10 protein-coding genes are annotated in these 13,403 nt (G+C 43.8%); 3 read left to right on the forward strand and 7 right to left on the reverse strand.

Going from position 1 to position 13,403, the window contains the following annotated elements; genetic code table 11:
• Window positions 1-423: 423 nt before the first annotated feature.
• Entirely contained in the window at window positions 424-693 is a 270-nt protein-coding gene (locus dnm_RS03930; RefSeq protein WP_207681412.1) for a Het-E N-terminal domain-containing protein, read from the reverse strand.
• Between the two features lie 607 nt (window positions 694-1,300).
• Between dnm_RS03930 and dnm_RS03935 the strand changes: the two genes are divergently transcribed.
• The 3 genes from dnm_RS03935 (at window position 1,301) to dnm_RS03945 (ending at window position 3,605) form a co-directional block, all read left to right on the forward strand.
• Complete coding sequence (locus dnm_RS03935) at window positions 1,301-2,032, forward strand: hypothetical protein (RefSeq protein ID WP_207681413.1); 732 nt, start codon at window positions 1,301-1,303, stop codon at window positions 2,030-2,032.
• A 184-nt stretch (window positions 2,033-2,216) separates the two neighbouring features.
• A complete protein-coding gene (locus tag dnm_RS03940; protein WP_207681414.1) occupies window positions 2,217-3,236 on the forward strand; it encodes an ABC transporter permease subunit in 1,020 nt (339 codons plus the stop codon).
• 129 nt (window positions 3,237-3,365) lie between these two features.
• On the forward strand, window positions 3,366-3,605 hold the full coding sequence (locus tag dnm_RS03945) for a hypothetical protein (RefSeq protein ID WP_207681415.1): 240 nt from the start codon (window positions 3,366-3,368) through the stop codon (window positions 3,603-3,605).
• A gap of 155 nt (window positions 3,606-3,760) precedes the next feature.
• On the opposite strand, the gene dnm_RS03950 is transcribed toward dnm_RS03945, so the two are convergent.
• The 6 genes from dnm_RS03950 to dnm_RS03975 form a co-directional block, all read right to left on the reverse strand.
• The gene (locus dnm_RS03950) at window positions 3,761-5,965 is read right to left on the reverse strand and encodes a methyl-accepting chemotaxis protein (RefSeq protein ID WP_207681416.1); all 2,205 of its coding nucleotides are present in this window, start codon (window positions 5,963-5,965) and stop codon (window positions 3,761-3,763) included.
• A 691-nt stretch (window positions 5,966-6,656) separates the two neighbouring features.
• Entirely contained in the window at window positions 6,657-7,448 is a 792-nt protein-coding gene (locus tag dnm_RS03955) for a substrate-binding domain-containing protein (RefSeq protein ID WP_207681417.1), read from the reverse strand.
• A 329-nt stretch (window positions 7,449-7,777) separates the two neighbouring features.
• Window positions 7,778-8,503 carry a hypothetical protein gene (locus tag dnm_RS03960; protein WP_207681418.1) on the reverse strand — a complete coding sequence of 242 codons (726 nt, stop codon included), beginning with the start codon at window positions 8,501-8,503 and terminating at the stop codon, window positions 7,778-7,780.
• A 59-nt stretch (window positions 8,504-8,562) separates the two neighbouring features.
• Window positions 8,563-9,408, reverse strand: coding sequence for a DUF4846 domain-containing protein (locus tag dnm_RS03965; RefSeq protein ID WP_207681419.1), 846 nt, complete (start codon window positions 9,406-9,408; stop codon window positions 8,563-8,565).
• A gap of 536 nt (window positions 9,409-9,944) precedes the next feature.
• Window positions 9,945-11,072, reverse strand: coding sequence for a glutamine-hydrolyzing carbamoyl-phosphate synthase small subunit (carA, locus tag dnm_RS03970; protein WP_207681420.1), 1,128 nt, complete (start codon window positions 11,070-11,072; stop codon window positions 9,945-9,947).
• 452 nt (window positions 11,073-11,524) lie between these two features.
• On the reverse strand, window positions 11,525-12,505 hold the full coding sequence (locus dnm_RS03975; protein ID WP_207681421.1) for a TAXI family TRAP transporter solute-binding subunit: 981 nt from the start codon (window positions 12,503-12,505) through the stop codon (window positions 11,525-11,527).
• Between the last annotated feature and the right edge of the window lie 898 nt (window positions 12,506-13,403).

Raw genomic sequence — 13,403 nt, forward strand, 5'->3', positions numbered from 1 at the left:
TCAAAACCTCGGAGGTCCTTCTTTCTGAAACTTTTATCCATATCATTAACCAATTAATATCTTATAACGGCTACAGATTCAAGAGAAAAAGTAATAAGGCAGGGGGGAACAGGACTGAAAGCCCCCTCATCAATGTCCGCCCAGTTCGGTCTGACAAAGATAATGGTGGCAAAAAAAGCCCCGGCGCACCTGAAGCTCTCAGCCGGGGGACTGATCCCCCGGCTTTGTTTACATTGCGATTAAGCCTTGATTTTTTCAATCAGGGATTCGGCAGCATTTATCTGCCGGACGGGGTTTGCAACCCCGTCCGAAATATTTTCCGACCCCCGAAAACAAACGTTTCGGACGGGGTTGCAAACCCCGTCCGGCAGTCTTAGCCTGATGCATATGGGGACTGATCCCCCGGCTTTGTTTACATTGCGATTAAGCCTTGATTTTTTCAATCAGGGATTCGGCAGCATTTGTAATTTCCCTGTCCTGATGGGCTTTTGCTGCAACAATTTCTTCATTGAGCAGTTCTTTGCGCCCTGCTGAATCCGGCCTGTTTTCCAGGTTTTCAATTGCTTTGGCAAGCTCGCTTTTTTCACCGAATTTTTTTTGAATAAGCGTTGTTAGCGCATCGTAAGCATCTTTTACAGCTGTTTCTTCCAGCTTGGCAAAAGCCTTTGTTATAGCAACAGTGACAGCTTCCATTTGAATTTCCTCCTTATTGATTATTTAAATAAAAATTTTTTGAACAGTCAGTCTCAGCAGATCGAAAAGTTTCCGGGCTGTGCGCGGGACAGCAGAGAAACCCGGCTTTTTTCCCCGGACGAAACATCCCCCGCCGGAAAAAGCCGGGTTTCTTTCCCCTCTGCCCTGTCTGTCCAGTGTGCCTGAAAACTTTTTCGATCTGCTGAATCTGTAATGACTGAAACCATTCAATTTTTCAATTCATTATCATAAAACAGAGGGGATAGTCAATGAAGTGAATTTTTTAAGCAAAATAATCTGATTCAAAACTTGAGATTCATCATCATTTCTGATAAACAGCTTGTCATAGGCAATCATAATGAATGACAGAAAACTATTTTAATATACAAAAAATATGAAAAAATACGTTGATGATGCTGAGGAATATATAAAAATATCTGTTCTTTTGATGAGAAACTGCTTGCATATTTTCAAAGTATCATAAAAACTGACAGCAATCTGACCAGGCATACAGAAAAATCCATATCCCGGTTTTTAAGTGCGATAAAACAGGAAAAGGAAGCGGAATACATTTGACAAAGGCAGGATATATACATTTGATGGAGCTTTGACCTCCAAACTTGGCGAAATTGTCAGTGATCTTAACGGCACAAATATTCAGTTGGACCTTTTTGCTGATAATACCCGGCAGCAAAATGTCACATACAAAAACATAAAGCTGTATCCGGATTCCTGTCTGAATATATTGCCCGGACTTCGGAGCATGACATATCAGGCTGTTATAACATCTCCACCCTATTGCAACCGATACGATTATACACGGACTTATGCGCTTGAACATGCGATGCTGGGGATTCAGGAACATGAACTGAGCGATTTACGCCAGAAAATGTTAAGCTGCACGGTTGAAAACCGTGAAAAAGACCTTCTGAATCTCAACTTGGGCCGGGCTTCGGCTGTAAGGTCATGTGAGAAGAATGAGCTGCTGCAATCTGTCATAACTTATTTGGAATACCAAAAAACTGTCAGAAAGCTTAACAATAACGGGATACCCAGGATGGTCAGAGGGTATTTCCATGAAATGGCCTGTGTGATACAGGAGTGCTTCAGGCTGTTAAAGAACGGCGGAATGATTTTTATGGTTAACGACAATGTGCGTTATGCGGGAGCAGGTGTTTCAGTTGATCTGATTCTGTCGAAAATTGCGGAAGACACGGGGTTTGATATTGAAAACATACTGGTTTTACCGAACGGCAAGGGAAACAGCAGTCAGCAGATGGGTGTCCACGGACAGGAAATATTAAGAAAATGTGTTTATGTCTGGAGAAAACCCGATTGAAAAATCTGACTTATAAAAATCACCTGAACTTTGCTGAGTCGCTGATAACTCCTTATGATCAGATCCATGCGGACTTTGTTGCCCTGGTCATGGAAATATTTTAATATCCTGCGGTCACAAAAAAAATTAAAATTTCATATTCTTCCTAACACTTAACACTTAACACCTGACACTTTCACATAAAATGACAGCATATTTCATCAGACGGCTTTTTTTAGTTATTCCGACGTTCTTCGGCATTACGATTATGGTGTTCACCATCACCCGGTTTGTTCCCGGAGGGCCTATTGAGCGCATCATTGCCCAGGCACAGCAGATGCAGAACAGCATGGGGGGTAATTCCATGGATCAGCAGAGTCAGCCACTTTCCGAAGATCAGATTGAAGAATTGAAAAAGTATTACGGCTTTGACAAACCCGTGCTTGTCAGCTATTTTCTCTGGCTGGGCAAAGTACTGAGGGGTGATCTGGGCGTATCCACCCGATATTATGATCCGGTGTGGAACATGATAAAAGAACGGATACCGATCTCTTTATATTTTGGGATGATATCCATGTTACTGGTCTATGGCGTGTGCATTCCTTTGGGGATTATAAAGGCGATTAAGCATAAGACTGCTTTTGATAACATATCATCGGTGATTGTGTTTATCGGTTATGCCATTCCCGGATGGGTTGTCGGCGTGCTGATGCTGGTGATGCTCGCGTCATACTGGGAACTATTTCCCCTTGGCGGCTTTGTCAGCGATGATTTTGAGGACTTCACACTGCTTCAGAAAGCTGGGGATATTATCTGGCACACTGTTTTGCCTCTGATTGCCTATATGGTCGGCTCGTTCACCGTGATGACGTTCCTGATGAAAAACACGCTCATGGACAACCTGGCATCGGATTATGTGCGCACGGCCATTGCAAAGGGGCTGCCTTTCAGAAAGGCCGTGTTCAGACATGCGCTCAGAAACAGCCTGATTCCCATTGCCACTCATTTTGGAAATAACATTTCTGTCATTCTTACGGGTTCATTTCTGATTGAGAAAGTGTTCAATATTAACGGCATGGGGCTGCTGGGATATGAGTCCGTAGTGGAGCGGGATTATCCGGTAGTTATGGGAATATTGGTCATCTCCTCCCTGTTGCTGCTGATCGGCAATATTCTTTCAGATATTTGTGTGGCGATTGTTGATCCGAGGGTGCAGTTTAGATGATGCAGTTTTCAAATATAGGCAAGACAGGCAAAAACCAGACAAACTCATTCCCAGGCTCCGCCTCTCTGGCATTAAGTTAAGCTTCCGGAGTGCGAAAATTATTTTTCTCACCCTTGCCGGAAACGCTTTTTGCCACTCCGGATGAATCTTAACTTAATGGCAGTGAGGCGGAGCCTGGGAACGCATACTCAGGGGGGCTTCTGCCTCGTGTCTCATCGTCAGACCGATGATTCTGTGAAGGCGGCCGCGGTCGTCGGCATCAGAGGCCTTCAGGAAATTCTTTTTAACGGTGTCCTAAGATTTACAAAAAGAAAAATGAGGCTGTTTAACAGTATTGAAGAGGCAAAGGATTGGCTTGTAAAAAAATAGGAATCTAACTAAATAAAATCGCTGATTATAACGGAGTTAGAGAAGGAGACAACCCCCTTAAATTCCATTTCGTTGTCAGCAAATATCTGATTGGTTGTATGGGACGGATATGCGAAAACAGTTTATGTTTGGCAGTTCGGATTTTTAATCCGGGGCTAAAAGCCGTTAAACTCATCCTCGGCAGCTTTACTCAGACCAGTTTTATGGTCTGTGGAATCACTGGTTGCTTTCCCGACCTCCGAGCCTGTCTCTTTTCCGATCCTGCCTTCTGCCTCGGCTCTTGCCATGATGGCTCTGATTTTTTCAATTTCTTCAGGCAGGAAATCTGTTTCAGAGACTGTCTCTAAACTCGTCCGACTGAAATCATCTTTCATTCTGAAGTACCCGATCTTATCCTGAATCTGTTCCGTCTGAGAGGTCATTTCCTGTGCGTTGGCGGCCAGCGACTCGGCAGTTTCAGCCAGTTCTTCAGATGCCTGAACATTCTGCTGAATTCCCTGATCCAAATATTGGATTGATTCGCTGATCTGCCCGGCTCCCAAACTTTGTTCATTGCATGCCGAACTGATTTCCTGCACCAGTTCCGAGGTTCTCTGAATATCCGGAACAATTTTGGAAAGCATGTCACCGGCTTTTTCCGCTATTTTAACACTGAAGCCCGACAGTTCGCCGATCTCACCCGCGGCTTTCTTGCTCTGTTCTGCCAGCTTGCGAACTTCGGATGCCACCACTGCGAACCCCCTGCCCTGTTCACCGGCCCGGGCCGCCTCAATTGCCGCATTAAGCGCCAGCAAATCCGTCCGTGCGGCAATCTCTTCGATAATTGCGATCTTCTCTGTTATCTCCCGCATTGCTTTCACTGTTTCAAGTACGGCCTTGCCTCCTTCGCGGGCATCCTCGGCAGATTTCAATGCAATCTTTTCGGTCTGCATGGCATTGTTCGCATTTTGCCTGATATTTGAAACCATTTCCTCCGTGGAACTCGACACCTCCTCCGCCGAAGCAGCCTGCTCTGATGTACCCTGTGATATCTGCCGGGTGACTGACGCAAACTTGTCTGCTGATGATTTTACATTGTCCGTCATGGATTTTACATTGTCCACGGTTTTCTTCACATTGGTCAGGGTATCTTTAAGGTTTGATACCATGTTTTTCATAGCCCCTGACAACTGGCCGATCTCATCCTTCCCGTGTACCTCAATATCCTGTGTCAGATTTCCTTCGGCAATGGCGTTGGCGATGCTGACAACTTTTGAAATCGGTCCGGCAATTCTTGTGGCAATAAACAATGAAACAATAACAAAAATAACAAGAGATAGCAGGCCGATACCAAGAATCCGAAGTTGAAGATTTCTTTTTGACTTCATACTGTAAGAAAAAATTCTCTGTCCGATTCCGATGAGTTGCTGTTCGGGCATAGCAACACAGATGATACCGATTTTCTCGCCTTCGGAGCTTGTAATAGCAGAACACACGGTAAAATAATTTTTGTCTGCAAGTGTCAGGGACATGTTTTTGGGTTTGTCAGCCTCATAGACCTGTTTCAGTATTTCCGCGCTTATCCGAAGTTCCCCGGAAACAGCATTTTCTTCCTTTTTGCCGCTGAATCCTACATGAACAATCGGAACTGCCCCCAGACAGATTGCGGAGGCCAGCCCAGCGGTATCATAAAACTTTTTTAAAGGTTCCTTGTAATTATTCAGAATTTTTCCTATAATCAGGATGGCAATCGGATCATTGAAATCATCCCTGATAATTTTTGCAGATGCAAAGCTTATGAAATCATTACCTGTGAAATTCCTGTCTGTCAGTTTGAAAGCTTTTATAAAATCAGCGTCATGCTTTGTAACAGTGTGCAGGTTATGTTCTTTATTTTCCGAGCCGCTTCTGAGACTCTCCCGGACTCTTTTCCCGAGCTGCCAGGACTGATAAAACCCATTCAGCCAGTCCGTATCAACATTATCATTAATATCAGACGGAGAAGAGGCAAGATGGTGTTCCCTGAGATCAAACAGCGCTGCAAAATCCAGTTTATCACTATGGGCTCTGAAATCATCAAGGATACCGGTTAAGGCGTTGACCTGATAGGCTTCTATGTTTGCCACCAGCCCGGGATGACGGGAAATTTCTGTTGCTATAAGCCCGAGGTCTTCCATGATTTGGCTGAGTGTCTGTTTAAATAAACGATGATAGCCGACAAGATTTTTTTTTGCCATGGCTTTCAGGTCATGAGAAAGTATTTCCGACTGCTTCCCGATGGTTGTGCTCAGTTCCGAGGATATCAGCATTCCCAGTGCCATAATGATAATTGCAGCCGTTATGCAGAAACTTGAAAGTATCTTGTATTTTATGCTTTTCATAACGATTACCTATCTGTTCTGATTTGAAAGATTGAACTCGATGATCAAGTTTTTTTCTGTCATTCCTGCTTTATCGGGAATGACAGGCTTTTTGTCCGAGTCAGGTCAGAAAACCTGATCATCGAGTTGAAAGAATCATGGCTCCGGGGGGCCTGCGCCTCATATGCATCAGGCTAAGAATGCGGGACGGCTGCCGGACGGGGTTTGCAACCCCGTCCGAAACGTTTGCGGGCGGCGATCCGGAAAATATTCCGGACGGGGTTGCAAACCCCGTCCGGCAAAATCAGAGTTAATAAAAACAGTAGGTTGTAATCTTAGCCTGATGCATATGGGCCTGCGCCTGTCCCTGAAGCGGCACTGTCATTGGGTTAAGTAAGAAATCTTTTAAATGAAGATTTAACTTCGGATAGTTATGTCTGTTTTTAAGTGTGTCAGCCTCTTTAGGCTATCTCTAAAAATAAATAACTCGGATCAGAGTGTCATCCCGGAAAATTATTTATGCGGGTCGGTTCAGCTCTGTTGTGAATGCCGGACAGATTCCGGCTTATGTCAGTTCAGGTCTGAGACCTGAACCAAGTACCACCAGTACTCAACCCAATTAATTCTGAGAGGTAAGCAGAACATCAGACCTCCGAGATTTTCGAAACCTCGGAGGTCTTTACCTGTCAAAATTTATTGGGTCGTGTATTATCTAAAAAGGGATTCCGCCCGCACTTCTGATTATATCGTGTGCTGACACAGAAGTGACAAACTCCGTGAATTTTCTGATATTGCCGGTATTATTCTTTTCCATGAACACGAGTGCGCTCGTAACAAAATAAGGATAGTCCGGATCACTCGGGCTTTTCCCCTCACTCATCAGGACATCCGCATTTGCATCCTTCACAACATCATAAGCCCCGAAGCCTATTGTACCGCTCTTTGATTCCACAACAGATAAGGTTTCAGGGGTGCTGTAGGTTGTTTTTGATTTGGAGGTTATCGTAATGTCTTTGAAACCTGGAAATGATTTCAGCAACAGCTTACGACTGCTGCTGCTTTTTTGCCGGATGACAACCCTTATCCTGACATCTCTGCCACCGACTTCTTTCCAGTTCGTAATTTTGCCGCTATAGATATCAAGTATATGCTGAATTGAAATATCTCTGATGCCGGCCGCTTTGTTCACAAAAAAAACGACCGGTATTTTTGCAACAGGAACATATGTGAGCTTATAAGTCTTTTCACTCTTTTTGATTTTTCTTGCGACACGTCCCAAGATATTTCTGCCTGAACCGACAGCCTTTATCCCGCCTCCGGAACCGATACTCGGGGGGACAATTACTGTAACGCCCGGGGTAGTCTGGCTGAAAGCCGTGCCGAGCGAGCTGATAACTGTTGTACCGATCCCCGACCCGACTATGGTAATTTCTTCCGCCATAACCGGACAGGAAATCCCCATGACAATAGCCAGAAGTACGATTACAATGGATGTTTTCTTCATTTTTACTCCTTTCTGTTTTTAGTTTAAAGCGGGGGGTCTGAATTTGGCTATAACTTGATTATTGATTGAGAAATTTGGGAAACCTCGCGAATATCTTATCTGAAAATTTATGATCAGGTATTTTCACCAGATCGAAAAGTTTCCGGGCTGTCACAGTGCGGAGACGACGGACAGGGGAGAATCCCGGGTTTTTCCGGCAGAAGAGGCACTTCATCCGGGGAAAAAAGCCGGAGTTCCTCGCTCTCCCGCCCACAAGTCCGGAAACTTTTCGATCTGCTGACTTTAGTTTCCATTCTTCACTGAAATTACAGATGAACTGAACATGAAAGTCAGGCTGGCATTTCTTTTAATTCTTTTTTAGCAATTGCAATCCACTTTTTCTGAACCTTTTTGTAATATTTGGGAGACAGCCTTGCATTCTTTACAATTTCCCTGAAAATATGCTCCGCATCTCCGGGCTTTCCCAGTTTCTTTAACAAAAGCGCATATCGGCACCGGGCTTCTTCTCCGGAAAACCGTTTTACAAGCAGATCGTATTCTTTTAAAGCCCCGTCTGTGTCTCCTGATTCTTCAAGCGTCCTTGCCAACAAAAGATCAAATTCCTGGGACTGGTTCTCCCCTCTCATTTCTTTAAGCTTGTAAAGATACTTTTTCGCTTCTTCGAAATTTCCCTTAAAAAAATAGGCACAGGACAATCCTTCCCAAATATAAGGATCATTTTCGTACAAACCTTCCAAACAGCTTTTATAGAGCGAGATGGCTTCGTCAAAAAATCCTGCGTTGATATAACCTTCTGCAAGCAATTTTCTGTTTTTGATACTGTCTGAAATTTCCAACTGCTCTTTAAGACGGCGTAATTCCCTGCCAGGGTCTGCAATGTTTACAATCTTGGAACCGGCTTTTCTGGCTGCGGGGTTATGCTGAAGTTCGGGGAGAAATTCCACAAAAAAATAAACCAGACATCCAACCCCCGGAAAGATGATAATGATATAAACCCAGAACCGGTCACGGCCTGTTTTAAGCGCGTGAACCACAAAATACACCTGAAATAACAAACTTAAGACTCCTAATAACGGCATATGACACACTCTCCCAGTTTTTCGGAACAGATTTTCTATGGAAACCTTTTTAGCTGGTTCCTTTCAAATGTCCATTCCGGCGTATAAAGTTTTTGTCCGAAATTTATTTTATACCAGGGATTCCGTCCCTGATTTACCGGATTTTTTAAAATGTGTATATCCTGAGCAGGCATATAACTTTGTGCCAGCAGAAACAGCTTCTTTCCTGTTGCCTTATTCACCGCCATATCAACAACAATGACAGCATGTCCGGGAAATCCGCCTTCTATGAAAACATCACCTGGTTTCATGTTATTAACATTTTTAACGGGTTGTAATTCTTTACTCAGTGAATGGGTTCCCGCATACAGAAATACAGTATCAAGATATTTTCTGAATTTGGCATAAGAAGCGTTGTATGCTTGGGAACGATGCCATCTGACTTTGTTGCCTTTTACCACGGGACGATACCCTTCTGTCCATTTTCCGAAGGATGCCTCATCACCGCTTGTAAAATTAAAGTGAATCGCCTTATAATTCCCCATTGAATAAAAATATTCCGCCCTGAGTCGGATAACAGCATCCGCACATTGTTGCAGGTCTTTGTTCCCCACATCTATGTCAATGACAGCAACATGCACTTCCTGGTCGGATTTTTTTTGTCCGTTGAAAAGATAAACAGGATGGTTGCCGTTTTTTACAGGCAAATGACGAAGCCAGGATTCAAAAGATCCCGGGGAGACAGCGGTCCTTTGATATCCTTCCGGAACCGGTATCTGATTGATAATGGCGCTGGCCCGGTCATATTTGTTTAACCATAAATATGTTTCCGAAGCCAACACCGCTGAAACAGGTGTGATAATGGCGAACAGAAATGCCAAGATGTTTGATCTGAAAGTCACAAGTGCTTATCGTCAGGTCTTTGGCCGAGTTGAATTGAATTGCATATCATTAATAGCTGAAACAATGGTTTTGAATGACTTGCTTTACCGTGAAAATACATTTTGAAAAGCCGGGTTTTTTATCTGAGAATATTTTCATAACCAGGGGGGCGAAAAACCCGGCTTTTTCATAAGCGTTTATTCATTGTTTAACTATTCTCATTCTTGACGCATTTATTTATGGCATAAATTGAATAAAGTTGCAAAATGTTTTTTACAGGATGAGGAAAAATCGGGGAAATGCCTGCTGAACGCTGTGAAAGGGAGTCATTGTCTGAAGGATTAAAAGCCTTACAGAACGGGGACGAATCAGGGAAATCCCTGAATCAAATCTGTTTGGCAAGGTCGGATTTCAGGAATTTGATTAGCAGAGCGTAGCCTTGTTGGGAAAACAGATAAATGTATTTTGAGGCGTTCATGGCATCATGTTTGTAAAAATCAATAATAAAATCAAAGGGGTGCTGGCGGTGATCAGTCTCCGCCGCCAGACATACATCTTATTTCATCAAATTTGTAAATTCATCAAACAGATAATTGGCATCATGGGGCCCGGGAGAGGCTTCAGGATGGTATTGCACCGCAAAAACAGGATATTTGCGGTGTCTGAATCCCTCCAGCGTGTTATCATTCAGATTGATATGGGTGATCTCAAAATCCTTTTTGTCAAGGCTGTCCCTGTCCACTGCAAACCCGTGATTCTGAGAGGTAATTTCAATCTTTCCGGTTAAAAGGTTTTTTACCGGCTGATTGGCTCCCCGGTGTCCGAATTTCAATTTAAAGGTTTTCCCTCCCAGGGCAAGCCCCAATATCTGATGTCCGAGGCAAATCCCGAACATGGGACAGTATCCCAAAAGCGACTGAATGGTTTCAACCGCATAAGTGACAGGCTCGGGATCACCAGGGCCGTTTGAAAGAAAAATGCCATCCGGTGACATTGCTTTGATCGTATCTGCTCCGGTCGAGGCAGGAACCACAATAATTTCACATCCTGCGGATTCCAGACATCTTAAAATATTATATTTTATCCCAAAATCAAAAGCCACCACAGCATGTTTTTTCCCTCTGTGTTTCCAGATCATTTTATCTGAAACACTCGCATCACAAGGAACAGGCTTTCCGTCTGTCCAGTAATACGGAACCGATGTTGTAACTTGTCTGGCAAGGTCCTGTCCCACCATGCTCGGAATTTCCCCTGCTCTTTTTACGAGCGATACCGGATCAAGGTCTTCAGTGGAAATAAATGCCCGCATGGCCCCTGCATTTCGGATATGCCGTGTCAGCGCACGGGTGTCAAGTTCTTCTATTCCCATTATTCCCTGTTTTTTCAGATAATCTTCAAGGGTGGCCGATGCTCTGAAATTGCTTGGAAAATGCTGGTATTCCCTGACAATAAAAGCGGAAACCTGTATCCGGTCAGACTCAGTATCTTCAGGATTGACACCGTAATTGCCTATCAGAGGGTAAGTCATGGTCACCATCTGTCCCTTGTAAGAAGGATCAGTGAGAACTTCCTGATATCCGGTCATGCTGGTGTTAAATACAATTTCTCCTGAAGTTTCCCCGGGGCCTGTAAAGGAACGGCAGTCAAATGTACGTCCGTCTTCAAGTGCTAGTAATGTTTTCATGGCAAATATTAAATATATTTAGGTGTTAGGTGTTAGGGTGTTAGGGTGTTAGGTGTTAAGTGTTAAGTGTTAAGTGTCAGAGTGTTACTCGATGATCAAATTTTTGGTAGTCCTGCAAAGGTAGTGATGAATCCCGTTCAGTCCCCCGGTTATCAGGACAGTGAATCTCATTCATCATTGCTTGTGCAGGACTACCCAATCCTTTTCCGGTCTGAAATATATAAGCACGTCCCAAACAGTCAGCAGACAATTTTGTTCAGTAAAGATATTGCCTCATTTTTCAGGCTTCTTCTGTTGTAAATGCATAATCATTTATGAGGCGATATTTACGTATAATATTGAGCAGGACATCTGCGAATTTTTTCCAATTTTCGAAGGCACAGACAAATTGGCAAGTGCCTGATGAAGTTGGGCCAGGGCGCGTGGTCACGAGATGAACGAGCAAAGCCAATTTATTTCAAACCAGCTTCCTTATAATAACGCATAGCGCCCGGATGGATGGGAGCAGCCAGATTTTCAAGCATATCTTTTTGGGTCAGTCCCTCAAAAGCAACATGAAGTGATTTAAAATAATTAAAATTTTCAAAAATTTCTTTGGTAATAGCATAGGCAACGAGATTTGAGACCTTGTCAGAAGTCACGAACGTGGCTCTGACACCGAATGTATCAACATCAGAACGGTTCTGAACACTCCGATAATATTCCACAGGAACCCGTGTTCTGACGTAATACGGATATGTTCTGGTAAGCTTGCTCGCAATAACAGGCATGGGAATGATTTTTACTTTTCTTTTTCCCGAAGTTGCATTGAGAATTGCTCCGGTCGGATGTCCCACTGTGTAAAAGAAAGCGTCAAGTTTGCCTTGCTGAAGCAGTCTGGACGCGTCAGAAGCTTTTACACTTTCCGCTGTCAGATCCTTTTTATAATCAATTCCTGCCTGAGCCAGCGCATCAATGGAATTCTGACGATGACCGGAACCAGGATTGCCAAGATTAACTTTTTTGCCCCTCAGGTCCCTGATATTATTGATACCTGAATCCGCAGCAGCGCACAATGTGCAGGCTTCACTATAGAGACTGAACATGGAACGGAGTTTTTTCAGTCTCCCTGTCGGTTTCCATTCAGCCAGGCCATGAACAGCTTGGTAATGCCGATCTGACTGGGCAAAACCAAAATCCAGTTCACCCGATATGACTGCATTGATATTATACACGGAACCATCAGTGGATTCCACACTGCATCGGATGCCGTACTCTTCCCGCTTTTTGTTCACAATACGGGATATTGCGCCGCCTGCCTGATAGAAAACACCTGTGACGGCACCGGTGCCGATGGTTATAATATTTTCAGCCTGTGCGTCCGGCGGTGTCCCTCCTGTGGAGAGAGTAAAGCAAAACACAAATACTGCAAGCAAAACAAACATATTTTTCATTTCAGTTCCTCTTTTTTATGTGATGGTCATAAATCATAGTTTTTACCATTCAAAAGAACCCCGGGAGGGTTGCAACATAATCTTCGGTCTGCCAACCATACTTAAACCTTGGCAGAAACGCCCTGGGTTGGAGACGCCGGAGATATTGGCAGACTGTAAGTCTGGCACTCCGGAGCGACAGACATTTTTTTAAAAACTATATTTATATACAATGAGGAAGTCAACTTAATTTATAGTAAAAATTGTTGTCAGTCTTACGGAGGCAATGATGAATCCTGTTCAGTCCCCGAAACTCAGGACACTGAATCTCATTCATGACTACTTGTGCAGAAATACGAATTTTTTACTCATTGGCACTGAGAACATCTTTCGGGTTTCAAGGGAGTTCGGGGTCGCCTGCTCAATTTTTTCACTTGGCAACCGGGGATGTTTTTCAAAGCGGGCTTCCATAAGCCGGAGAAGCATCCTGCTCCCTGCATGACAGGAGAATCCGCCCCCCTGAAATACTTCCTTCACCCCGTTGACCGGTTCTTTAAAAGAGCAACGGATGTCGCAAATATATCGCGTGCGGCGACCTGAAGGCATCTAGGAGGTGCCGATAAATATAAAAGTCGGTTAAAATCGGCTCTTGCGGCATGACGAATTTATAAACACCTGTTAAATAAGGCTTTGCAAGTTTAAGTTAAATTTTCGGGAAACCTTTAAGAAAAAACCGCTTCGCTTTATTTTTGCACTCCTTTTGTGCTGAATGCAAAAAACCGCTTCGCTTTATTTTTGCACTCCTTTTGTGCTGAATGCAAAAAACCGCTTCGCTTTATTTTTGCACTCCTTTTGTGCCGGATGCAAAAAATCGGGTGTGTCCCACCTTTTACACACCCGAAAAAAATCAGCCACAAAG

The sequence above is a fragment of the Desulfonema magnum genome, from assembly GCF_017377395.1.
Taxonomy (GTDB): domain Bacteria; phylum Desulfobacterota; class Desulfobacteria; order Desulfobacterales; family 4be13; genus Desulfonema_C; species Desulfonema_C magnum.

Excerpts from the sequence above, each read along its gene's own strand:
- dnm_RS03930 (WP_207681412.1), bottom strand. The coding sequence starts at position 693 with ATGGAAGCTGTCACTGTTGCTATAACAAAGGCTTTTGCCAAGCTGGAA.
- dnm_RS03940 (WP_207681414.1), top strand. The coding sequence starts at position 2,217 with ATGACAGCATATTTCATCAGACGGCTTTTTTTAGTTATTCCGACGTTC.
- dnm_RS03950 (WP_207681416.1), bottom strand. The coding sequence starts at position 5,965 with ATGAAAAGCATAAAATACAAGATACTTTCAAGTTTCTGCATAACGGCT.
- dnm_RS03955 (WP_207681417.1), bottom strand. The coding sequence starts at position 7,448 with ATGAAGAAAACATCCATTGTAATCGTACTTCTGGCTATTGTCATGGGG.
- carA (WP_207681420.1), bottom strand. The coding sequence starts at position 11,072 with ATGAAAACATTACTAGCACTTGAAGACGGACGTACATTTGACTGCCGT.
- dnm_RS03975 (WP_207681421.1), bottom strand. The coding sequence starts at position 12,505 with ATGAAAAATATGTTTGTTTTGCTTGCAGTATTTGTGTTTTGCTTTACT.